The organism is Pirellulimonas nuda (assembly GCF_007750855.1).
Classification (GTDB): domain Bacteria; phylum Planctomycetota; class Planctomycetia; order Pirellulales; family Lacipirellulaceae; genus Pirellulimonas; species Pirellulimonas nuda.
The window spans coordinates 2,931,250-2,954,014 of sequence record NZ_CP036291.1 but is presented as its reverse complement, the minus strand read 5'-3'; the positions used below and the strand labels follow the sequence as shown (position 1 = coordinate 2,954,014).

Genomic DNA, 22,765 nt, shown 5'->3' with positions numbered 1-22,765 from the left:
GCCGGCCGCCAGGCAACACCTGCTGCCATTCCAAACGCCGGCTTGCCTAGAGGGTCGCATATTGCCTAGCTTGGCGCAATCGCCGTGGAACCATGCCCTGCAGGATGGTTGCAGGACGCGGCAAGACCATCAGCGAGCTCACGAGGAAGCAGACCGCCATCACGGCCACGATCACGGCCATGGACAGCTCAAAGACTCGGGTGCGGCCGCTCAGGAAGATGCAATAAACAAGCGTCACGAAAAAGACGGCGAAATAGATCGGAGCGATGCCGCCGTCAATGAACGCCTTCGACCATTCGCAGGAAACGTCTGACACGATCCCCATCACGCCCATCACGCTCCCGCAAACGCCGGTTCCCAAGGCGAAAATAAAGAAGACGCCGACCGCCGGATGGATGTGCCTACGAAATGCGGACAACGCCGTCTCGCCAGTGACCAGAGTAAAGTAGCCGTAAACCTCGATCAGAAGATACGTCGTCAGGCAAGAGGCGACGATGGTCCACAGCAGTGACATGCCGTAAGTGGCGCCCGCCTTAGCCATCGCGGTGACGCTCCCCGTGCCGATGTTAAAGCCAAGCAGAGAGATTCCGGGCAACAACTGGGCCGGCAGCTTTCCCAACGCCTGGAAGACGGAGCTTCGTTCTTTCACTTGGTAGGCTCGACGGTTCGGCGCTCTGCAGCGGGGTGGAAGATGAATCTTAAGACCTCAGCTCCTTCCGCAGCAAGGCGACAACGGCAACCCCCTCTGAAGTGCTGCGAGTGCTGCACACTCCGCCATCGAAGCGAGAATGCCGTTGCTTGCCCCGCGGTTCCTAGAAACTATCTCGAGCTGCACCTAGCAGTCTTTCCCTGCGCGGTTCGGTGGGCAAGCCTGTCGCTCGGAAACGCATCGCAGGGTCTCTGCCCGCAAGATGCGAAAGTCCGCCGCAGCCAAAAACTGCAATCGTGGCCTGCCTCGCGGAGCTGTCCCGAGTGCGAACGCGGAGCGATCCGCTAGGCAGGCACACACTCGGCCAAGGGTCGCCTTGGATGGTTACCGATCTAGTGTCGCAGCCGGGGCTGGGACGATCGTGTCGGTGGCAGGGCGCCCCAAGGGGACGCTGCGCCGGCGCGTGAACCGCGCCCAGCTCCGCGTACTCCGATGCCCTCAGTGCTGAAGACATCGCCGAAGCCATCCCCCCGCCTATAGCCGCGGGTCGACCGGCTCGCTCTCCAACGCCAGCACGCCGAACACACACTCGTGTACGCGGCGCAGCGGCTCGCGGCGGACGAAGCGTTCCAGGGCCTCGATCCCCAGCGCAAACTCGCGGAGGGCAAGCGACCGCTTGCCGCCGAGCCCTCGGCTGCGGAGCCGCTTCAGGTTCGCCTCGCGGGTGTAGTCGGGGCCGTAGATGATCCGCAGGTACTCGCGGCCGCGGCACTTGACGGCGGGCTGCAACAGGCCCTTCTTGCCGCGGGCGATGAACTCCAGCGGCTTGACGACCATCCCCTCACCGCCGGCATCGGTCAGCTCGGTCCACCAGCGGACGGCTTCGTCGACTTCGGCGGGGGCCGTCACGTCGACGACCCGGTACGGGGTCGCAAGCAACACCGGCGGGTCGTGCGTGCAGACCGCCGCGAGCGTCTGCATGTGCCAGCGGTGGTCCTGCTGAACGTGGACGCGTCCCTCGCTGGCCAGCACGTGGAACGGGGCCAGCTTGAGGTCGTCCACGGAATCGACCGGCCAGCAGTAGTGGCGGTAGGCGTCGACGAAACGGCTGGCAGAACGCCCGCGCTGCTGGAAGTCTTCGCGCAGGCCCACGAGCAAATCCCGTTCTTCTCCGCTGAGTCGATCGGCCGCCTGCGCTATCGCGCTGACCACCTGCGGCAGGGCGGCCGTGGCCGCAGAGCCGACCGCGGCGTACTGGTTCTTGAGCAGCTCTTGGGCCTTCGCCGACCAAGGCATCAGCTCGCAGTCCAGCACGACCCAATCTGTGACGTGCTCTTCCCAGAACCGCCCGGCAGTCAGCGCATCGCGGACGCGTCCCAGCAGGGCCTCCTCGATCCGCGGGTCGCTAAAGAACCGGCGTCCGGTTCGTGTGGTGATGACCCCCGCCTCGCCTTGGACGCCAAACCGCCGTGCGGCGGCCTCGGCGTCGCGGCAGACGACAACCACCGCCCGCGAGCCCATGTGCTTCTCCTCGCAGACGACCGTCGCGATCCCCTGGCTGCGGTAGTAGGCGAGCGCCTCTTCGGGGTGCTCCAAGTAGCCCTCTTTCGCGCTGGTTTCCGAGGGCGACATCGTCGGCGGCAGGTAGACCAGCCACCTAGGGTCCGCGGCGAAGCGGCTCATCACCTCGAGTGCGGCCGTCCCGTTCTCCTCGCGGATGGTGATGTTGGGCCGCAACCGGGTGGAGACGATCCGCTTGCCGATCACGTCTGCGAGGTCCAAGAGGTCGTCGTGCTCCTGCTGCAGGCCGAGCGACGAGGCCCGCTGCGCGTCGGGCAAGAACGGCCGCGCAGGCTCGCAGTAGGTCTGGAGGGCTTGGACGGAGACCGTCTCGAGCTCCGGGTAACGCAGCGCGGTCAGCGCGCCGCCGAACACGCAGCCGGTGTCGATGTTGAGCGTCTTGTTCAGCCACTCGGGCGCCGGGACCGGCGTGTGCCCGTAGACCACCATCGCGGCGCCGCGGTACTCAGAGGCCCAGGGGTAGCGGACCGGCAGACCGAACTCGTCGGTCTCGCCGGTCGTTTCGCCGTAGAGGGCGAACTCGCGCACCTTGCCCGATCCGCGTCCCTGCATCGACTCCTTCATGCCCGCGTGCGCGACGACGATCTTGCCGTCGTCGAGCACGTAGTGGCTGATAAGGCCATCGAGAAAATCTGCCAAGCCTCGGCAGAACCCCGCCCTCGATCCTTCTGGGATCGCGTCGATCTCTGCCATCGTCTCTGCCAAGCCGTGCGTGAGCTGCACATTCTTGCCGCGCAGCTTGCGGAGCAGCTTGACGTCGTGGTTGCCCGGGACGCACAGCGCGGCGCCCGCAGCCATCATGTTCCGCACCAGGCTGAGCGTATCGACCACCCGCGGCCCGCGATCGACCAAGTCGCCGACAAAGACCGCCTTGCGGCCATCGGGATGGGCATAGCTCAACCCCGCCCAAGGCGGATTGGGGTCGGCGGCGGGCGCAGCTCGATAGCCCAGCTCAGTGAGCAATGCCTCCAGCTCATCGCAGCAGCCGTGCACGTCACCGATGAAGTCGAATGGGCCGTGCTCGTCCCGCTTGTCGTTCCACAGCGGCACGCGCACGATCGTGGCCGCATCGACCTCGTCGGGGCTCTCCATCACGAACACGTGCCGGAAGCCCTCACGCTTGAGCCCCTTAAGCGAACGACGCAACTGCGACCGCTGGTTGCGGATCACGTGCGGCCCAAAGTCGCGGTCGGCCCGGCCGCGGTTACGCTGGATGCAGACCTCTTCGGGCAGGTTCAGCACGATGGCGACCGGCAGCACGTGGTGCGCTCGCGCCAAGCTGATCAAGGGCCGCCGCGCCTCGGGCTGCACGTTGGTGGCGTCGACCACCGTCAGCCGCCCGGCCGCCAGCCGCTTGGCGGCGATGTAGTGCAGCACGTCGAAGGCGTCGTTTGTTGCTGCTTGGTTGTTCGGGTCGTCGCTGACCAGGCCGCGGCATGCGTCGCTAGAGAGGACTTCTGTCGGCAGAAAGTGCCGGCGCGCGAAGGTGCTCTTGCCGGCGCCGCTGGGGCCGATGAGGAGGACGAGGGAGAGGTTGGGGAGGGAAAGCTTTGTCATTCTGACGACGTGCGCACTCCGAGAAGTCCCGTGATGAACTCGCTGTACTCATCCCGCATCGGCAGATCAAGGATGCGACGCAGCCGACGACGCACCGCGGTAACCGGCTGCCCGCTTTGTCTGTTCACGGCGTGCTTCTCGTAATCCTCCCAGACCACTCCGATGCCTCGCTTCTGCCAGCTCGGGATCTCGTTGAAGTTGATGCCGCGTTGAAAGAGTAGCTCGTTCTTGTCGGCGACCGAGAGATTCATCAACGCCTTTGTGGCATCTTGCGTGCTGCTCCCCTCTTTGCGGAGCGACCAGTAGCAGCAGGCGTTGAGAGCGTTCCTGTGGGCGTCCTCGTTTCGCCAGCGGAAGTAGTCGACGACATCGCCGCGGGTCGGGAGCTGCGATACTCGGCAGTCAAAGCAAGCCACGGCGCCGAGCAGCAGAGAGAACTTTGCGCTTGCTTCGCCTGCTAGAATAGAGTTTATTTTTCGGCCTTCTCACCAGAATCTGTGGGTGAATTCCGGCTCGGGTAGGGCGCCGAGGTTGTGGTACAGGGCGATTTGGGCCGCTTCGTAGGTGCGGAAGCCGTACGATTTTCTCGTGGTCAGTTTTACCTTGTTGTTGAATCCTTCGACAACGCCCGAAGAGTAGGCCCCTTTGGCCCGGAACCAGTTGAGGATTAGCCGCCGGTGGCTACGCAGCGTGCGGGCTACCTTCTTCATCGGTTCGAGTTGGCTACGCATCGTGCGGGTGCACCACTCGTCCAGGAACCGGCCGGCCCAACCCGGGCTGACGTACTCCCAGAACCGCTGGAAGTCTTCCCGCAGCAAGTGCGCCCGCACGCTCCGCAGGTTGTACCTCAGCAGCTCCGAGAGCTTCACCGTCTGCTGCTCAGTCAAGTTCTCCGGCCGCTTCAGCAGACACCACCGTGAGTGCTTGAGCACCGGCTCGTAGCCGTCGGCCTTCATCGCCTTCGCCTCCCCGGCGCGGACCTCGTCGATCGCCTCGTTCATCTTCTTCATGATGTGGAACCGGTCCAGCACGTGGACCGCCTGGCCCGCCCTCGCGGCGATCACCTTCAGGTAGGGCTTCCATCCGCCTTCGGCGGACACACGAACTTCAGTTTGCCTGAACGCTCCTTTCCCAGCACCTCGAAGAACCCCTCGAACGCCGCCTCGGTGCGGTCCCGACCGATCCACAGAAGCCGCTTGGCCCCCTCGTCGATCTGGTAGACCAGCGTCAGGTACTTGTGCCCCTTCTTCCAGGCCACCTCATCGACTCCGATCGCTTCGATCCCTTCCAGGCCGCGGTGCGCCAGGCCCCACAGCACCGCGTGCCGCACCGAGCGGAACACGTTCTGCCATGAGGTGTCGAACGCCAAGGCCGTCCCCCTCCACGACAGCCGCTTTGCCCAAGCCGCCAGGAACCAGCGGTACGTCGTCGTCAGTTGGTTCTTCCCGTCACACCAAGGGACCCGCTCGACCTTCACCCCACACGCCGGGCAATCGACCCGCCGCATCGCGTACACCAAGAACACCGAAATCTGCCACAGCGGCACGTACGCGAACCGCCGCTCGGGCAGGCGGTCATACCCCGGACGCTTCTCGCCGCAGCCCGAGCACACCGCCTGGCCGTTGGCCCGTGGCGCGATCGGGACCTCAATCGCCTGCTGGGAGTCTGCCCAACGGGCTTCTTGGTACACGAACGACTTGTGCCGCTCGACGCGATTGAGGATAGTCTTGAGCTGCACGGCCGCGGGCCTTCGGGGGGATGGTGCTTCGCAACAACATCCTTAACCGATCCTCCCGTGGCCGTGTCTCTTTCGCACCTCCGTCCCCCTTCTTCCATCAGAGTTCGCCTGAGCCCCTCCGTCTTCACCCTCGCATCGGCCCTCACCCCACGACGGCCGATGCGAGGGGGAAGGCGGAGGGGCGACACCCCTCTGTTGAGCCGGAGCTGAGGTCTGCCTCAAATGCACTCACCGTTTTCACCCACAGGTTCTGGTGAGGAACCATTTTTCGGACCTTTCTTCCGAAAGCGTCGGCGTCGCGGTCCAGCAGAAGCGAGATCTCATCGCTCTCGGTGTAGCCGTACGTGATGCGGACCCCACAGTCCATCAGGTGCTCGACCGTCTCCGCCATGGCGTCACGGAATCGCACGTCGAAGGGCGCCTCGAAATTTTGCACTTCCTTCGTGAGCCTGGTGAAGCTGCGGCCATCCAGCCGCACGACGATGTAGATGCCAGACAACACGCAATGATCGTGCGCGGTCTCGAACACCCTCATCCTGCTGTCGAGCTCGTCAAACTTCATCGGTCCACTCACTTACGATGAATGCGTTGTTCTCGTCGATTGACCCGTAGTACAACTCGTCGAATTCTTCTCGCCATTCAGGCAGCTGGAGTCTGCCGTAGGTCCCCAGAAGGCCTTTGAGCGGGACGACCTTATCCGCAGAGCGCCGGCTATTCCTCTGCTTGCACTCATCGACTTTGGAGGCAAAGTAGTAGCCGACAACGCGGAAGCCTGCGTCCTTTGCTCCCTGGATATACCCGACACGCTCAGTCCGCGTCGGGTTCGTGTTGTCGATCGCAAATGGCTGCTTCCCCTCAAGGCAGGACGCAATCAACAGTCTTTCGCGGTGTCGGGTGCGCAGCATGTCGAGATTGATTCTCACATGGGAGTCGAACATGCGTTCGCGGTAGAACGACGATTTGCCAGACGCTTGGAGCCCGATGAAGATAGCGGCTTCCATTCATCACTCAGAGAAATTGACAGCGCTGCCTTTAGATGCCCTTGCGATATGGCGGACGCATTGAACCGTACAGTGACAGCAGGAAAGGCGACACGACGCATCGTCTAGAACTTCACGCATCCCGATTGCCCCGATGTATCCGCCCTCGACTAACTACGGACGCGGTCTAACAGTTCCAGAAACGCGGGCCGCAACGATGCGTGCAGTTTCCGCGCAAACGATCGCGGCAGCTTGTGCATCGCAATCAGCTCGACTACGTCGGCGAAATCCTTGTGCATTCGGCGGGCGTTTCCCTGGCCACAGGCGAGCTTCGATTCGATCAACCGCGCCAGTGTTAATACGGGTAACCCTTCAATCTGCGTGACCGATTCTTCATCCGCAGGGTCCGGCAGTCGGACCTCCGAACCGGCGCCCGCCTTGTCGCCGGCTAGCAGGAACTGCAAAACGATACCCGCGGGCGAGTCGAACTCTTTCTGGTCGGCATCCCAGCGCCAACCCGCGTATGTTAGCGCGCCGCGGATTGCATCGGCGTCCCCAGAACGCACGAGCAGGTCAACGTCGACCGTGTTGCGCCTGTAACCGTGCAGGCATACGGCCACCCCGCCAAGCACCGCGTGCGGCAGCCCGGCGGCGCCCAACACGGCATGCGACGCGAGCGCAGCGTCCCACAGCGTTTCGTTTCCGAGCATCGCGTAGACCCTGCTGGCGGTGTGCATCGTTCAATCCTGGACGTGAGTGGCGGACTGCCACAACCCGATTGTAGCAGCGGAGCGCGACGCCGAGCGAGGCTCCTGGACGTTCCGCCCAGTGCCGTTGGCGGTATTACCCACGGAGCCGCAGACGCAGGAGTAGGTCATTCAGCGCATCTCGTCCGCTCGCCAGCTCCGGGAGCGACGACTTTTCCATCGCAACCTCTAGCTCGCTAACCAGTCGCCCATACTCCCGCTCATAGAACTCAACGTCCGCCGCGTCGAGCCGACCCTTCTCCGGCCCGGCCAGCTTCCGCTCGACCAGCTCGTCGATGTACGTCAGCTTGGCCGACTGGTTGAGCGTCAGCAGGTTTGCCTCGACCTTGCCGGTCCGCATCAGGTGGATGCCGGTCAGCAGCACGCGGTAGACGTACAGCAGCGGCTTGACCTTGGGGGGCTCGTCCTTGCGGAACAGCTTCCACTGCGTCGCTGCGAACCCAAGGTAGTGGTGGGCGTGGTGGCGAGTGATGCAGTCCTTGCCGATAGCCTTCAGCTCTGTGTGCTCCGGCGTGGTGTAGACCACCAGCGGCGAAAGCAGTTGCTCCAGCACGTAGCCGTTCTTCTTCAGCATCAGGCCGAAGAACTTCTTTGCGTCGTGCGTCACCAGGTCCATCTCGATGCCGTCGTGCACGCCCTCCTTCTCGACGGTGTCGCTTCCCCCGCCCTCTGGCCCGTCGAGGCCCACCACCTGCTCCAGCGGCAACAGGTGAACGCCGCGCAGGTCGAAGTCAGAGTCGGCAGAGGGGAATCCGTACAAGTGCGCCCCGCTGATCGTCGCGAAGACGAGCGGGTAGGGGTGGGCGTCGACTTGACGTTGGAGCTTGTTGTAGTCGATTGTCTGTGCGTTCACGGCAGTTCCTCAGCCACAGCCAGCCGCCGCGCCCGCACCATAAACGCGTTCACGCGCTCGTAGTCGGGCCGTTCGGGCAGGTCCGTTTCCGCCAGGGCCCGGTCGAACTGGGCATGCAGCCGCTTCCGCCAAGCCTCGACCTCGTCCCACGGCATCTCGCCACGCTTGATCGCGAACAGCCCGTCGCGGTGCTCGCCGACGTCGACCGGCACGAAGCCCTCGCGGAGCACGTGGATGCCCGACAGCAGCAGACGGATGAGGTGCATCACGTGCTTCGGCTTCAGACGGCCCTGGTTGCGGAGGTCGGCCTGCATCCGCTTGAACTGGCTCATCACGTAGCCGTTGTAGGTCTGGTAGACCAGCCGCGAGAGGAACGCGTCGCGCATCGCCAGCAGCTCCTGCGCGAGCGGCGTGGCGTGCTCGACCAGCGGCGTGTAGAGGCACTCCAAGATGTTCGGGTTCCCTTTGAGCGCCATCACGAGGAACTTCTGCAGCTCCCAGTAGCATTCTTCGTTGGCGTCGTTCTCGAGCTGAGCCGGCACGCCGTACAGCGACCAGTGCAGCTCGGCCGGCGGCAGGTAGACGCCGCGGCGGTCCGTGTCGGACGCGTCGGTGTCGAGCCCAAACGCCCGCGAGCCGACCACGCAGCGGTAGATGACACGGTCGAACAGCCCGTGCGTTGCGAGGGCCTGGTTCGAGTCGGCGATCTTCCCCTGTTTGTACTCCGCGAGCTGCATCAGGTTGTCGTGGTGCAGCGGCGCCTCGAAATCGTCAACAAACCGCACGCGGTACGAATGCTGCCGGTCCCGCGGCGCGCGGATCACCACCCCCACGGCGCCCGCGGGATGCACGGCCCTCCCGTCGGACCCGTGCACCTCCTTCAGCGCAACGACCTGGGTTCCTACTGAGTAGATGAGGTTCGGGCTGGTGTGGACGCGGTCGCCAATAGCCATCTCGCTGCGCTCGGTCTCAGGTCCACGACAACACGTAGCCAACTCTCGCTAACGTTGCACCGAAACCGCCGCCAAGAGCTGAGCGTGCAACGCGTCAGGCGCCAAGTCGGCGCCGTTCGGCCAGCAGATGACGCCGTACTCGTCGATGCTGGCCTGATTGAACAGGCTGACTTCGCGAAGAGGCTCGAACACGGGGCCGAACAGGCGCTGCGACAAGTCGACCTCTCCTTCGACGCCGTCCGAGAACTTGGCGTACAGGCAGTAGTCCGCACGCGGCTCGACCTTGACGACACGAGGCATCGTGAAGTTCCTATTCCAGAGGTTCGATAGGGTTGAGAGGTCGATGCAGGTCGGCAAGACGCCAATTGGCGCGGAGTTCGTCGCGGTGCAACTCGCTCCATTCTAGAACCATTGCCAACGCGCGTCGAGGAAGTTGGCCCTCGATCACCTCAAGTGTTTCGATGGCGATCTTGGCCGCGTGTTCGCCGTAGTAGGCATGGAAGTGCTTCGGCGGGTGATCGTCGAAGTACATGCGGATCACGACCCCGTAGTAGCGGCTGATGGTTGGCATTGTCCCGCGCTCTCCGGCGCCATCCGAGGATTGTCGTTACGACGCGGATGGAGCTTGTTCAAACACCCCCATCTGCGACGGCGCCCCATGCACCGCGTCCTCCGGGCCGACCGGCAGGAACCGCACCGTGTACCCAAACCGCTCCGCCACATCCCCCGCCCACGCCTCAAACTCACCCCGCGTCCACTCGAAGCGGTGATCGCTGTGCCGCATCTCGCCGGCGGGGAGCGAGTCCCATACCGCGTTGTACTCGCGGTTGGGGGTGGTGAGCACCACGGTCCGCGGGCGGGCGTGCTCGAAGACGACCCGCTCGAAGGCGGCCAGCCGCGCCGGGTCGAGGTGCTCGACCACTTCGACGATCGCCGCGGCGTCGAAGTTCGCTAGCCGGCTGTCGCGGTAGGTCAGGGCGCCGTGGATCAGGCGAACCCGCTCGCGCTGCCTCTCTGGGAGCCGATCGAGCTTGAGCCGCCGGTGGGCGACCTCCAGCGACCGTACCGAGACGTCCATCCCAAGGATCTCGGTGAACTGCTTGTCGGCCAGCAGCTCGCGGAGCAGCTTCCCTTCGCCGCAGCCAAGGTCGAGCACCCGCTTGGCGCCCGAAGCGCGCAGCGCCGCCAGCACCGAGCCGATCCGCTGTTCGTGCAGGCTTGGCTGGCGATCGGCGAGCTGCGGCGCCGACGGCTCCGCAGCCGGCTCTTCTTCGCTCACCTCTACCGCGTCTTCTTCGGCCAAGCGAGCCAGGGCTTGGCGGATGAGGCTGTGCCGCCTGGGCAGGTAGCGGCTGGTGATCAGTTCGCGCTCCGGGTGGTCCGCCAGCCACGCCTCCCCCTTGGAGAGGAGCTTCTCGACCTCGTCGGGACCGATGTAGTAGTGCTTCTTGCCGTCGAAGACAGGGATCAGCACGTACAGGTGCTGCAGCAATCGCGCCAGGGTGATGATCTGCTTCAGCTCGACCGAGAAGTAGGGCCCCTCGCCCCACTCCGGGAACTTTTCGTCCAGCGGCGAACGCGTCACGTCGACCTGGTAGCCGAGCGGCTCGAAGACCCGCCGCAGCAGGTCGTCGCCGCCGCGCACCGGCAGCACGTCGAGCCGCGCCATGAGCGGCAGCGGCCGGGCGGCCGCGTCGGACCGCTCGTTCGACTTTCCAGAGAGCGCCGAGCTAAAGACCTTGGAGATCGCCACGCTCAAGAGAGACGAGGCGACGTAGGGGCGGTCGTTGACGTACTGGTCGAGCGGCCCGCTCTGCCAGTTGCCCTTGCCGCGCACCAGGCCGACCGGATCGATATCGAGCAGCAGGCACGCCGTGCAGCGCTCGTCGCTCGCGTCCGGGTAGAAGACGTGCGCCTTGCCGAAATTCAGCTCGAACGACTGGCAGCGGTCGGGGTGCTTGTGGAGCAAGTAGCCCAGGTCGGTCGCCGGATGGTGCGTGGTAGAAATGGTCAGCAGCATCGTGCGCGTCCCAGTGGGCCCAGAACCAGCGCGGGGCCCGCGCTTCGACGCGGGCCCCGCCGGGGTTTCACTTGTCTCTAAAAGTAGTGCCCGCGGTTCTCGCCGTCAAAAGCGGCCCGAGCGTAGGCAGCAAATCTTGAACCGCTGCCCGCTGCCGCACGGGCAAGAGTCGTTCCGCCCCAGCTTCTCTTCGAGCAGTTTGTCGCCATGAACGACGCGCACGCCGACCTTGACCCGCGTCTCAGAAGGGTAGCCCCGACGGCGTTTGCTCATCGGCTCGAAAGGAGTATTCGCATTGGGGTTGCTTGGACACGGCAGGACTCCTTGGTGTGGGAGGGGATTGGCGGACGCCTGAGAGGACAAGCCGTTGGCGGCGCGGGTTCGGAGCATGAAATCCCCAATGTGCTTGTCGACTACTTGACGGCGCCTCTTGAAGAGACGCATCAGTTCCATCCTCTCCTGCCGCCTACCGACTCGTCGCTTCCGCCCCCTCGAGCTGCACGAGGTTGTGGCACTCCCCCCAGGTTGGCGGTTCGACCCTTGCCGCCAGTCGGTGGATGACTGCTTCTGGGATCGCGGAGGCTCGATCAGCGTTCTGCTTGATGACCGTTGCTAGCGGCGGCTCGATGTAAACCAGTTCGATTCGGGCGCCGTAGTCGGCAAACAAGTCGATCCAGCGCCGCCGGGTCTGCCGGATCACGTTGGTCGCGTTGAACGCGAACGAGGCGCCCGCTCGGAGCAATTCGCGGCACCGCTCTCGCGCGGCCTGGATGACCGCTCCTTGGTCATCGGACGGGTCGATCTTCAGTTTGTTGCGGATGCCATCGAGCGACACGACTGGCGTACCGGGCCGGTGAACCGCCAGCCAACGGTCCTTGCCGCTGCCCGGTAGGCCCGACATCATGGTGACCGAGGCCTTGTACTGCTCGTGCGGCGCGTAGTGCAGGGAAGGGGAGGGCTCGCGGAAGAATAAGAAGCGTGCCTGGTCGTTCGCGAAACGGAACGGGTGCGTATAACAGCCCTGCTCCTCGGCGACCATTCTCCAGAGGTGAAGGTTCTCCTCTGGCCGAGTCGTCTCGGCAGTCGTTCTCCCCCGCGTGTCCGCCAGGGCAATGAGGAACAGGAGCCGGTTGGTCGCCATCCACGAGAGCCGCACGACCTCGCTCGCTGGATCGGTCCGCTCCAGCAGAAAAGCCGGCCTGCCGTGGTAGCGGACCATTCTGGCGATCTCCTCCCTGAGCACCAGCGGGCAACCCAGGCCCCGCAGCACGCCGCGGGCGACATGCTCTCCCTTCACGGCGTGCTTGGGCGAAGTGGTTCGGCCCGTGATGGGGTCGAGCCGCGTCGTTAGCGGTTTGGCGACATCGTGCAGCAGCGCGGTGAAGCTCAAGACGGTCCGCTCTTGCGGGAGCAAGTCGGCCCACTCCCCGATCTGCGACAACTCGGCGCAGACCATTTGGGTGTGCGTCCACACGTCCCCTTCGGCGTGCCAGTCGGCGTCTTGCAAGCACGCGCGCATCGCCCCGGACCACGGCTGCTGCCCGGCCCAGGCGACAACCTGTTCGATCGGTGCGTTCGCGAGATCGGTCCAGTTCATGACCAGATGTCCGCCCCTTCGGCGAGTCCGTTCGGCGTCAACGTCTGGTGCTGCCAATGCGTGCTCTGCTTGACCCGCTCAGTGAATTCAGGCCGCACAAACTTCGCCCGCGCCGTGACGGCGTCCTTGCCCTCCGTCCGTAGGTAGAGCCCTTCCATCAAGCTGTCGGTTTGCCGAGTCAACGGGTTGTCAAACTCGCTGTGGTACCGCGAAGGACCGATCAGCTCCGCCAGTTGGGCGCGTGTGGCCGGCCCGCGGTGCAACACCGGAACCGTCGGAACGCCGGCCCCGGCGAGCAGCTGCAACCGACGATCCAGGCAGAGGAACGACGCTGCTAGCTTGTCGTAAACATCGAACTCGAACAAATAGTGCGGCAACCGCCGGTAGTGGATGGAATGCCTCGCGAACACCCACTCTCCGAACAAGATGTAGCGAATGCCGAGACGGTCTTCGAGGGCCCCACGCTTTACCACGGCCCACTGTTTGAACAAGTCGTATTGTGGGTGCATCCCCTCGGTGATGAGATGCCCCCGGCATTGCAGCACGAGCTGGCCGGAACCGTCGAAGTGGATGCCGACGTTCGTCCCATCCAGCTTCTCTTCGACAATCAGCGACTCGCGCGCGAGCAGCGTGAGCGAGGCCTGCTCGGACAGGTGCTTGTCGTCGTCGCTGCCGCGGGAGCCGAACAGGTGCGGCGTCCTGGGATACTTAACGAACTGTCCGTGCGAGGCGCCAGGGCGATTGCGCCACGCTGGGTAGTCTGCGAGACTTACGGCGAGTCGAACATGATTTCGTTGGGAGCGCCGCTTGCGTCATGTTTGCGTTCTTGTCGGAGGGATTGTTGTGGGCGAGGTTTCCGAGGCAGGGATCGCGAGGCATTTTGAGGGGCTAACCGATCCGCGTCGGCGTGAGCCGATCTACCCGTTGGTGAACGTTGTGGTGATGGCGTTGTGCGCGGTCCTAAGCGGGGCGGACGACTTCGTGTCGATCGCCGCGTGGTCGAGGGAGAAGAGAGGGTGGCTGGCGAAGTTCTTGGACCTGTCGGCGGGCGTGCCTTCGCACGACCGCTTCAACGCGGTCTTCGCGGCCCTCAACCCGGCCGAGTTCGAGAAGTGCTTCTTGAGCTGGGTCACCGCGCTGCATGAGGTCACCGACGGCCAGGTGATCGCGATCGATGGTAAGACGCTGCGGCGCAGCTTCGACGCAGCGAGCAGCAAGGCGGCGATCCACATGGTGAGCGCCTGGGCGACCGCCAATCATATCGCCCTGGGGCAGGTCGTCACCGACGCCAAGAGCAACGAGATCACAGCCATCCCAAGGCTGCTTGAGATGCTGGAAATCAAGGGGTGTTTGGTGACCATCGACGCGATGGGGTGTCAACGGGAGATCGCCGAGCGGATCGTCGAAGGGGGCGGCGACTACGTGCTGGCGACCAAGGGGAACCAACCGAACTTGTGCGAAGCGATCGATGCGTTCTTCACCGCGCAACTGGAAGACGACTGCCGGAACGTGGCGTGCCGACGGCACGAGTCGCACGAGAAGGGGCACGGCCGCGAGGAAGACCGCTACTACTACCTGACGAAGCTGCCGGAGGGGTTTCCCGAGCGTGAGAAGTGGCGTGGGCTCAAGGCGATCGGCATGGCGGTCCGCATCACCACCCATAGCGACGGCGCACAGACATTCGACACGCGCTACTACATCACTAGCCGCTACATGAGCGGCAAGAAGTTCGCCGAGGCGGTGCGCGGCCACTGGGGGATCGAGAACTCACTCCACTGGCAGCTCGACGTGACGTTCGGCGAAGACCAATGCCGCGTCCGCAAGGGACACGCCGACGCCAACCTCAGCCTGCTGCGCAGAACGGCGCTGAGCCTCCTCAAGAACAACACCTCCCGAAAGCTCGGCGTAAAGAACAAACGCCTCACCGCGGCATGGAGCGATCAGTACCGACTCGAAGTGCTCTGCGGGGCATGAGTTAACGTGCAATCGCCCTGTGCGAGGCGCCCATCGCATACTTCCTGCCGCGTTAAACTCTCTTGCCCGTTAATCTCACCGACGGCCATCGCCCCAGCACGTGTTTGGGGCGCCCTCAGCATACCCCACTCGGAAGGAGCAAAAGACGCCATCCTCACCAACTTCCGCTATACGCTGGCGGAAGGACAAGCCGTAGCACTCGGAAGTTCGCTCCAAATGCAGAGCTTGGATCGCCGCAGGACCGTGGCAAGAACCGTGCGACGCCGAAGCAAGGCGCGAGCATTCGCAGCCATGAAGACTGGCGGTCTGGTGGCCGTTGCCCATGCGAGCCGCACAAAGATCGGACGGCCCAGGTTGGTGGCCGCGCTTCCATGAGAGGGCGGCGCCTCTCAGCGCGCGCCCAAGTACCCGGCGACCTTCAAACCAACACAAGAAGCCCAGCGCGCAAGGACGCCGAGTTCTTTCTCGGTAGGCAGCCGGTTCAGCTTGCCGCGGGCCTGGCAGATGGTCAGCGTGTTGCTACGCACTTCGATCGTCAGCGCCTTTGACGTCCCCTGGAACGACTCGACCTCCATCGTCCAGATCGAGCAATGGCCCCTGGCGCACGACGAGGCGTACGTGGCGACACAGTGCTTCATCTGCCGCCCTTCGGCCATCAACGCCTTCGAGCCGAGCAGTTCTCGGATCGTCCATACCCGCAGGTTGCCCCCGCTGAGCGCGCCCTCGGTAAACTCGAACGCCTCGATGCCGCACGGCGCCCATTGGCGCAGTTGCAGCGAGTTGTCGTGGGCCAGTCGGCCGTGCCATCGGTTGACCTGCCGCAGCAGCGACTCGGGCGTGCGCCCTTTCATCGTGAGATGCGGCTGAGGCGGCGGCGACTCTTCCCTCCGGCCGGGTGCGATGAAGACCCTCTCCGGAACAAACTTCTGGTGGTGGAGGAAGTCGACAATCGGGCCGATGTGGGCGCGGTCGAGCATCGGATGCGCGATGAACCACCTAAGCACGGTCGCCCAGAATGCTTGGTGCTCAAACGACTCGGCGAGCCGCGTGCCGAGGACCGCTCGGGCGAGCCGATCGTCGCCCCCTAGGGCGCGGACCTGTCCCCATTGCAGCGCGTGCGGCACGCTCAGGTCGCCGGGCGCCCGCATGAAGTGGTGGGCCATCTTCTTGGTGCAGGGGATCGGCAGCTTGCAGTCGCGGATGCTGCGTCCGCCTCCTACGTGCACGTACCAACGCCGGTGCTCGGCCGCCGCTTCGCCGCGACCGGCGAACCACACCCCGTCGAAGAACGCCGGGAGGTCGTCGTACCTGGCGAATAAGTGCCGCAGCAGAGAAGAGAACTGACGCCCCACGTTCCGGGTGGTCGGCTTCCACCTCTCGACCGGACGCAGCCAACCGCGTGCGTGAATCGCCACCAAGACAAGCGCCTCGAGGTAGGTGTTCCCCTCAATGAAGCCCAGCCGGGGCGCCACGGGAGCGTTGTCGAAGAACTTCGTGCGGCAGCCATCTAGATGAGTGAGCAGACGAAGCAACTCCGGCCGCGGGACCCGGCGTTCGTTCAGCGGCCCCTTCTTTCGGACCTGGATCGCCTGACAGAACCGCAGGAGCTGAGGCTGCGTGACGTCGCCCTCGCGAAGCCGCCCCGCGCAGATGTCCTTGACTGTCGCGAGCGGGTTGCGGGTCTCTTGCTTCTTCGACCTCAGTCTGGCGCGGGCCGCGTTCTCCGCCGCGAAGTAGCGTTCGCGGCAACGCGTCTTCCAGTGCTTGTTGAGCTTCTGCCCAAACCCGTGCTCCGCGCACCAGGCGCGATAGCTTTCGACCGACCCAAGGCCGAGTTTGCCGATGTGGATCAGGAGCTCACGGTCTGGTTCGACGGCGGTGGCTTGTTTCTTTGGGCGCATGGTTTGAGAAATCGGGAGAGGGGCGGGTCGCCCGTGTACGGCGTAGGTGGAGCATGGCTGTTGCTGAGGAGGTGAGATTCTTCACGTGATCGACGCCTCTTCGTTGAACTGGTACAAGACGATACGGCTTGAGACACCCTCAAGCGGACGAAGGTTCACGGCGTCGGCGCACTACACGCCCACAGGAGCGGGATTCGAACTCGGACGCACGCGTCTCTGGTCGGACGAAACGGCCGACGCCGCGTTCGTCAAAGAAAAGACGGTCCGTGCCTCGAGGCAAGAACACCGGGCTGGGCGGCTTCGGGGACCAGGGTGAACTTCTCACCCACGACGCTTGATATCTACGGCCGGACCAGTAGCTGGCGAAGGACTGCAGACAAACCCGTAGGTGATGCGATGCCCCTTCGGATCCTGCCGTTTGCGAGTTTCAAGCCCTCGAGATATTGTGGAAGTCGGCGGCGCGACCGTCCGCGAGGTCTTTGACGCAATCCACACTGCAGAGCCCGACGACGTCCCGCCGGCCTACGCGATGGTGCCGATCCTGCTGCAGGGGTTGAACCACAAGAGACCGGTGCGTCGCAAGCGGCGCGGCATGACCCACGTCTATTCAGCTGTGATCAAGCGATCGATCGCGACGCGGAGGGCATGGCCGTCGATTTCGTGGCTCGGGTGTGCGACGGGGCGATGAGCGAGTCCATAGCGCCGGGGCTGCGGCTGCAGAAGCTCAGCCCCAAAGAGCTCGCAGATTCGAAGCGACGATCCGAAAGGCCCGTCAGCAAGACGTGGACGCACGGCGCCCGTCTCGGAGGACCCCTCATAAGCAATAGCGTTGTTCATCTTCCAGGCAGGTGCATTCAAGCCATGCTGCGCAGCCCCGAAAGATGGTTCCTCACCAGAACCTGTGGGTGAAAACGGTGAGTGCATTTGAGGCAGACCTCAGCTCCGGCTCAACAGAGGGGTGTCGCCCCTCCGCCTTCCCCCTCGCATCGGCCGTCGTGGGGTGAGGGCCGATGCGAGGGTGAAGACGGAGGGCTCAGGCGAACTCTGATGGAAGAAGGGGGACGGGGGTGCGAAAGAGACACGGCCACGGGAGGATCGGTTAAGGATGTTGTTGCGAAGCACCATCCCCCCGAAGGCCCGCGGCCGTGCAACTCAAGACTATCCTCAATCACGTCGAGCGGCACAAGTCGTTCGTGTACCAAGAAGCCCGTTGGGCAGACTCCCAGCAGGCGATTGAGGTCCCGATCGCGCCACGGGCCAACGGCCAGGCGGTGTGCTCGGGCTGCGGCGAGAAGCGTCCGGGGTATGACCGCCTGCCCGAGCGGCGGTTCGCGTACGTGCCGCTGTGGCAGATTTCGGTGTTCTTGGTGTACGCGATGCGGCGGGTCGATTGCCCGGCGTGTGGGGTGAAGGTCGAGCGGGTCCCTTGGTGTGACGGGAAGAGCCAACTGACGACGACGTACCGCTGGTTCCTGGCGGCTTGGGCAAAGCGGCTGTCGTGGAGGGGGACGGCCTTGGCGTTCGACACCTCATGGCAGAACGTGTTCCGCTCGGTGCGGCACGCGGTGCTGTGGGGCCTGGCGCACCGCGGCCTGGAAGGGATCGAAGCGATCGGAGTCGATGAGGTGGCCTGGAAGAAGGGGCACAAGTACCTGACGCTGGTCTACCAGATCGACGAGGGGGGCCAAGCGGCTTCTGTGGATCGGTCGGGACCGCACCGAGGCGGCGTTCGAGGGGTTCTTCGAGGTGCTGGGAAAGGAGCGTTCAGGCAAACTGAAGTTCGTGTGTCCGCCGAAGGCGGATGGAAGCCCTACCTGAAGGTGATCGCCGCGAGGGCGGGCCAGGCGGTCCACGTGCTGGACCGGTTCCACATCATGCAGAAGATGAATGGGGCGATCGACGAGATCCGTGCCGGGGAGGCCAAGCAGATGAAGGCCGACGGCTACGAGCCGGTGCTCAAGCACTCGCGGTGGTGTCTGCTGAAGCGAAAGGAGAACCTGACCGAGAAGCAGACGGTGAAGCTGTCCGAGTTGCTGAAGTACAACCTCCGGAGCGTGAGGGCGCACTTGTTGCGAGGAGACTTCCAGCGGTTCTGGGAGTACGTCAGTCCGGGTTGGGCCGGCCGGTTCCTGGACGAGTGGTGCACCCGCACGATGCGTAGCCAACTCGAACCGATGAAGAAGGTAGCCCGCACGCTGCGCAGCCACCGGCGGCTGATCCTCAACTGGTTCCGGGCCAAAGGGGCCTACTCTTCGGGCGTTGTCGAAGGATTCAACAACAAGGTAAAACTGACCACGAGAAAATCGTACGGCTTCCGCACCTACGAAGCGGCCCAAATCGCCCTGTACCACAACCTCGGCAGCCTACCCGAGCCGGAATTCACCCACAGATTCTGGTGAGGAGGCCGAAAGATAAGTGCCGCAGATGTCGAAGAGGGCCGCGACTCAGGCCTCCCTGGCTATAGCGACACACCACAGCCCGTCCAAGGCTTTATCCAGACGGGCACGATGCGGAACGACTCGGCTAACTCACACCGGGTTCGCTGTGCCACCCCCTCAATCCCTACCGCGAACCTTCGACCAACAACGCATCACGCCGGCCTTGTCGAACAATCGCTTGAAACGCTGCGTAGATCGCTTCCGGACGGAGTCCTTTCTTATCAAATCGACGGAGCGAACGATGGGCCAGCCAGCTAGCAAGCTGAAGAAGCTTGCCTACAAGGTGACGAATTGGCGGGAGAACAACGAGTCGTTGGTCAATCAGGGCGACATCACCTTCTGGTTCGATGAAGCGGTGATCGACGTGTGGGAACACCAGAACGGCCAGAAGAAGGTCGGGCGTCCGTTCATCTACAGCAACGTTGCGGTCGAGACGCTGCTGACGATCCGTGAGTTGTTCCGGCTCCCGTATCGACAGACCGAGGGATTCGGCCGTGCGCTGGCGGTGCTGATGGGGGCCCAAGTGGCGATCCCCGACTACACGAGCCTGCAGAAACGCGCCGCCAAGCTGGAGGTCTCGATCAGCGTGCGTCAGGCCAAGGGGCCGATCGACGTGGTGATCGACAGCACAGGCCTCAAGGTCTACGGCGAAGGCGAATGGAAGGTGAAGAAGCACGGCGTCGGCAAGCGACGCACGTGGCGGATGGTCCACCTGGTGGTCGACCCGGCGTCGCACACGATCGTCGCCCAGATCGTGACCGGCGCCAACATGCACGACGGCGACGCGGCCAAGCCGCTCTGGAAGCGGGTCGAGGCCAAGGTCCAGACGTTCTATGGCGACGGGGCCTACGACCAGTGGAAGGTGCGTGACTACTTGCAGAGCGAGTCGATCCATCAGTTCATCCCGCCACGGAAGAACGCGAAGATCAAGCAGCACGGCAACACGTCCGCTGAGGTGGTGCGGATTCCACGGACAGGTGAAGTCCTTAAAATGGGCCCACCCTCAGGAGTCCCTTGATGCCTGGTAAGAAGCAGAAGCCAACGAAGCCGGCCCGCCTGTGAGTGGTATTCGAAAAGTGCAGCGCCCGGCGCCGTAAAAGTGCAGCGCTGGTTGGTTGCGGGGAATGGTATCAGGCCTCCCCGCGTCGGCCTATTGGGTTACGCTTTGGTAGTCTTTCGGCTTCGGCGGCGTGCGTCCTGCAGCCGGTAGCTCTCGCCGGTGAATTCGAGGATCGAGCAGCGGTGGGTCAGCCGGTCCAGCGTGGCGCCGGTGAGCCGCTCACTCCCGAGCACCTCGGTCCAGTTTTCAAACGGCAGATTCGTGGTGACGACCAGGCTCTGCCTTTCGTAGGCTTGGCCGATCAGGTCGAACAGCAGCTCGGCGCCCGCCTTGCTCGCCGGGACGTAGCCCAGCTCGTCGAGCACCAGCACGTCCTGCCTCGCCAGCTGGGACCGCAGCCGCAACAGGGTCTTCTCGTCGCGTGCTTCGAGCAGCGTGGTGATCAGCTCCGTGACGCGGAAGAAGCGGACCTTGCGGCCCGCCAAGCACGCCGCCATCGCCAACGCGATCCCCAAGTGCGTTTTGCCTCAACTCTCGTGATGCTCCTTTTAGAACGAGACATGCGCGCACTTTCCTTCCTTGAGGCGCCGTAGCTCACGAACCGCCAGTTTGGTCCGCGGGAAGAGGTAACAACCGTAGACATCATCCTTCTCTATTCGGATCTTTCCGCGGCTGATCTTACGATAAATCCATTCGCGTTTGACTCCGACTTCCTCGGCAATCTGATCGGTGGTGCATTTGTGCGGTGGTTGATTACCTTGGCGAAGTGCCTCCAGCTTCGACGTGATTCCGTAGCGATGCTTGAGCTTCATCACAATCCCGGTTGTAAACTGGCCACCGCGACACGGGAAGAAGCCTTCGCCATTAAGACACGATAAGATCTCGTCCGTCTTGGCGCCCGTCTCGTTGAGTTCACGAACTCGTTTGACCACTCGTTGTTCGAGCTCTCCGTAGCGACGAGAATGAATCGGCACCGCCTGTTCAGTCTGCGTCACGAGTCCGCCTCGCCAAACGATGCACACCTTCACGATTCCATCATCGCCCCGATCAAGGTTGACTCCCGTTACGAGCGTCCGCAGCAACGCTTTGCGAGATTCAATCGACAGATCACCCCATATGCTTGGCAGTTGCTTGCCGACATCTGAAAATGCTTTGCGATCTCGCGCCGACACCTTCACTAGGCGTGGTGGATCGGTTTGTCGATCACCGAGTATTTGGCGAGCGTGTTCAAGTTCTTCCAGCGCCTGCTCCCATCGACGTTCCAGTGAAGCGGCGATCAAGCGATTCTCTGGATCGACATGGTTGTATTGTCGTTCCGCGCGTGTCGCGGCGTAGCTGAGCCGCTGAACGTCTTGCCGAAGATGCTTGAGCTGGTCGTGGTGAGAGACGAGCTGCCGGTCGGTCGCCGCCTGCAACGCATCGATATTGGCGGGAGCGATGGCGGAGAGGAACTCAGCGACAACCACCTCATCGATTCGTTTTCCGGACAGGTATTGGCAAGCCTCCTGACGCAACTCGCCTTGCAACTTCGAGCATAGGTATTGGAACCGCTTGTCTTTGTAGGCCACCCGCATGGCATGGCCACACTTGCCACAGCGAACCAGTCCCGCCAGCAGCGATGCACCTTTGCGGGAGGCGTCGCGGCGGGTGAATCGTGACTGCATCGTACGGTGGTTTTCCGCTAGTTTTGCTTGAATCTGCTCCCATTTATCCCACGAAATGAAGGCCGGATAGACGTCTTTCACCAACGCCAACCAGGCGCCACGGTCTTGGCGAATCCGACCGGCCGCCGGCCGTCCGGGAATCTGCTTGGCAGGGACGCCCTCAGGGCAATCGCATCTAATCACGCGGCATTCCCCGAGAGAATCCTCTGAAGCGTGGCGTTATTCCACCCTGCGCGGAGACGTTTGCCGCGTAGACTCTCACGGAGGGTAGTGTCCTGCTTGAGGATCGAGAGCGCCAGACGGCGAAGTCCAGAGCAAATTTCTTGGCCGTGGCCCTTGCGGATGCGGCTCTGGTCCTCTGAAAAAGTTACATCCAGCGACCAGTGCAGCGCGTTCTCCACCCCCCAGTGGCCCCGCACATGCTTGGCCAAGGCCCGCACTTTCGGCGGGAGGCTGCTGACGAAGAACGACACCTCGCGGCTCTCTTCCCCCTTCACTTCGCGGCAGCGGTAAACCATGCCGACCGAGCGGACATCGCGCCAGTTGCGGCTGAGCGACTCCGGCGCGGGCGCGACGTAGTATTCCCGCCGTTCCTCGCGCCCGTGGTTCTTCTCAACGGTCGCGTGCCGACGCACCCCACGGTAGTCGGCGTCGCCGTACTTGATGAACAGCTCTTGCAGCTCGTCGTGCACCGTGGGCTGGTTGGCTTTGACCTGCAGCACGTAGTCGGCGTCGCGATTGCGGATCGCTCGGGCGGTCTCCTTCTGACAGTGCATCGCGTCGAGGGTGACCACCGCCCCCTCGATCGCCAGCATCTCAAGAAGCCTGGGAACCGCGGTGATCTCGTTCGACTTCTCCTCGGTCGCAAGCTGCCCGATCGACACCCCCAGGTCGGTCGCCCACGCACTGACCACGTGCAGCGCCGAGCGTCCGACCGACTTGTCGTGCGACCTGCGGAGCGTCTTCCCGTCGATCGCGACGGTCTTCCCCTTCAGGTCGAGCTGCAGGCTGGCGACCCAGTTCGCCCCGCCTA

The 22,765-nt window shown here is 63.7% G+C and carries 21 protein-coding genes and 2 pseudogenes; 4 read left to right on the top strand and 19 right to left on the bottom strand.

From position 1 onward, the window contains the following. Window positions 1-46 precede the first annotated feature (46 nt). From Pla175_RS11760 to Pla175_RS11690, 15 genes and pseudogenes are all read right to left on the bottom strand, one after another. Entirely contained in the window at window positions 47-649 is a 603-nt protein-coding gene (locus Pla175_RS11760; RefSeq protein ID WP_197527457.1) for an Nramp family divalent metal transporter, read from the bottom strand. Between the two features lie 534 nt (window positions 650-1,183). Further along, window positions 1,184-3,787, bottom strand: coding sequence for a polynucleotide kinase-phosphatase (locus Pla175_RS11755; protein WP_145284658.1), 2,604 nt, complete (start codon window positions 3,785-3,787; stop codon window positions 1,184-1,186). Continuing rightward, entirely contained in the window at window positions 3,784-4,203 is a 420-nt protein-coding gene (locus tag Pla175_RS11750; protein ID WP_197527456.1) for a hypothetical protein, read from the bottom strand. Before Pla175_RS11750 ends, Pla175_RS11755 begins: the two co-directional genes overlap by 4 nt. A gap of 69 nt (window positions 4,204-4,272) precedes the next feature. Continuing rightward, a pseudogene (locus Pla175_RS11745) lies at window positions 4,273-5,525 on the bottom strand (ISL3 family transposase). Window positions 5,526-5,667: 142 nt separating this feature from the next. After that, entirely contained in the window at window positions 5,668-6,087 is a 420-nt protein-coding gene (locus Pla175_RS11740) for a tRNA(His) guanylyltransferase Thg1 family protein (RefSeq protein ID WP_145284652.1), read from the bottom strand. After that, a complete protein-coding gene (locus Pla175_RS11735) occupies window positions 6,077-6,526 on the bottom strand; it encodes an ATP-binding protein (RefSeq protein ID WP_145284649.1) in 450 nt (149 codons plus the stop codon). Before Pla175_RS11735 ends, Pla175_RS11740 begins: the two co-directional genes overlap by 11 nt. 149 nt (window positions 6,527-6,675) lie before the next feature. Beyond that, complete coding sequence (locus Pla175_RS11730; RefSeq protein WP_145284646.1) at window positions 6,676-7,242, bottom strand: hypothetical protein; 567 nt, start codon at window positions 7,240-7,242, stop codon at window positions 6,676-6,678. A 106-nt stretch (window positions 7,243-7,348) separates the two neighbouring features. Next, entirely contained in the window at window positions 7,349-8,125 is a 777-nt protein-coding gene (locus tag Pla175_RS11725) for a nucleotidyltransferase domain-containing protein (RefSeq protein WP_197527455.1), read from the bottom strand. After that, window positions 8,122-9,078, bottom strand: a complete 957-nt coding sequence (locus tag Pla175_RS11720; RefSeq protein WP_145284643.1) for a nucleotidyltransferase domain-containing protein — start codon at window positions 9,076-9,078, stop codon at window positions 8,122-8,124. The genes Pla175_RS11725 and Pla175_RS11720 overlap by 4 nt, the downstream gene beginning before the upstream one ends. 48 nt (window positions 9,079-9,126) lie before the next feature. Beyond that, window positions 9,127-9,378 (bottom strand): DUF2442 domain-containing protein, encoded by a 252-nt coding sequence (locus tag Pla175_RS11715; RefSeq protein WP_145284640.1) that lies wholly within the window; start codon window positions 9,376-9,378, stop codon window positions 9,127-9,129. A 10-nt stretch (window positions 9,379-9,388) separates the two neighbouring features. Continuing rightward, window positions 9,389-9,649: a DUF4160 domain-containing protein gene (locus Pla175_RS11710; protein WP_145284637.1), complete on the bottom strand. Its 261-nt coding sequence runs from the start codon at window positions 9,647-9,649 to the stop codon at window positions 9,389-9,391. A gap of 36 nt (window positions 9,650-9,685) precedes the next feature. Then, complete coding sequence (locus tag Pla175_RS11705; protein WP_145284634.1) at window positions 9,686-11,098, bottom strand: 3' terminal RNA ribose 2'-O-methyltransferase Hen1; 1,413 nt, start codon at window positions 11,096-11,098, stop codon at window positions 9,686-9,688. A gap of 105 nt (window positions 11,099-11,203) precedes the next feature. Continuing rightward, complete coding sequence (locus tag Pla175_RS11700; RefSeq protein ID WP_145284631.1) at window positions 11,204-11,371, bottom strand: SEC-C metal-binding domain-containing protein; 168 nt, start codon at window positions 11,369-11,371, stop codon at window positions 11,204-11,206. Between the two features lie 193 nt (window positions 11,372-11,564). Continuing rightward, a complete protein-coding gene (locus tag Pla175_RS11695; protein WP_145284628.1) occupies window positions 11,565-12,695 on the bottom strand; it encodes an AAA family ATPase in 1,131 nt (376 codons plus the stop codon). Further along, a complete protein-coding gene (locus Pla175_RS11690; protein ID WP_261342829.1) occupies window positions 12,692-13,303 on the bottom strand; it encodes an RNA ligase family protein in 612 nt (203 codons plus the stop codon). The genes Pla175_RS11695 and Pla175_RS11690 overlap by 4 nt, the downstream gene beginning before the upstream one ends. 235 nt (window positions 13,304-13,538) lie before the next feature. On the opposite strand from Pla175_RS11690, the gene Pla175_RS11685 reads away from it, so the two are divergent. Further along, window positions 13,539-14,669, top strand: coding sequence for an ISAs1 family transposase (locus tag Pla175_RS11685; protein ID WP_145284622.1), 1,131 nt, complete (start codon window positions 13,539-13,541; stop codon window positions 14,667-14,669). Between the two features lie 389 nt (window positions 14,670-15,058). On the opposite strand, the gene Pla175_RS11680 is transcribed toward Pla175_RS11685, so the two are convergent. Beyond that, window positions 15,059-16,570 (bottom strand): PcfJ domain-containing protein, encoded by a 1,512-nt coding sequence (locus Pla175_RS11680; protein ID WP_145284619.1) that lies wholly within the window; start codon window positions 16,568-16,570, stop codon window positions 15,059-15,061. Window positions 16,571-16,961: 391 nt separating this feature from the next. Between Pla175_RS11680 and Pla175_RS27080 the strand changes: the two genes are divergently transcribed. The 3 genes from Pla175_RS27080 to Pla175_RS11665 all read left to right on the top strand — a co-directional run bounded on the left by Pla175_RS27080 (window position 16,962) and on the right by Pla175_RS11665 (window position 20,026). After that, the gene (locus tag Pla175_RS27080) at window positions 16,962-17,258 is read left to right on the top strand and encodes a BlaI/MecI/CopY family transcriptional regulator (protein ID WP_145284616.1); all 297 of its coding nucleotides are present in this window, start codon (window positions 16,962-16,964) and stop codon (window positions 17,256-17,258) included. 457 nt (window positions 17,259-17,715) lie between these two features. After that, window positions 17,716-18,969, top strand: coding sequence for an ISL3 family transposase (locus tag Pla175_RS11670; protein ID WP_145284613.1), 1,254 nt, complete (start codon window positions 17,716-17,718; stop codon window positions 18,967-18,969). Window positions 18,970-19,249: 280 nt separating this feature from the next. Then, entirely contained in the window at window positions 19,250-20,026 is a 777-nt protein-coding gene (locus Pla175_RS11665; protein ID WP_197527453.1) for an IS5 family transposase, read from the top strand. 140 nt (window positions 20,027-20,166) lie between these two features. On the opposite strand, the gene Pla175_RS11660 is transcribed toward Pla175_RS11665, so the two are convergent. From Pla175_RS11660 to Pla175_RS11650, 3 genes and pseudogenes are all read right to left on the bottom strand, one after another. After that, the gene (locus Pla175_RS11660) at window positions 20,167-20,583 is read right to left on the bottom strand and encodes an ATP-binding protein (protein WP_315851514.1); all 417 of its coding nucleotides are present in this window, start codon (window positions 20,581-20,583) and stop codon (window positions 20,167-20,169) included. 33 nt (window positions 20,584-20,616) lie between these two features. Beyond that, window positions 20,617-21,813, bottom strand: a complete 1,197-nt coding sequence (locus tag Pla175_RS11655; RefSeq protein WP_145284606.1) for a zinc ribbon domain-containing protein — start codon at window positions 21,811-21,813, stop codon at window positions 20,617-20,619. A gap of 98 nt (window positions 21,814-21,911) precedes the next feature. Then, window positions 21,912-22,742: pseudogene (locus tag Pla175_RS11650) on the bottom strand (ISAs1 family transposase); the annotation flags it as partial. Between the last annotated feature and the right edge of the window lie 23 nt (window positions 22,743-22,765).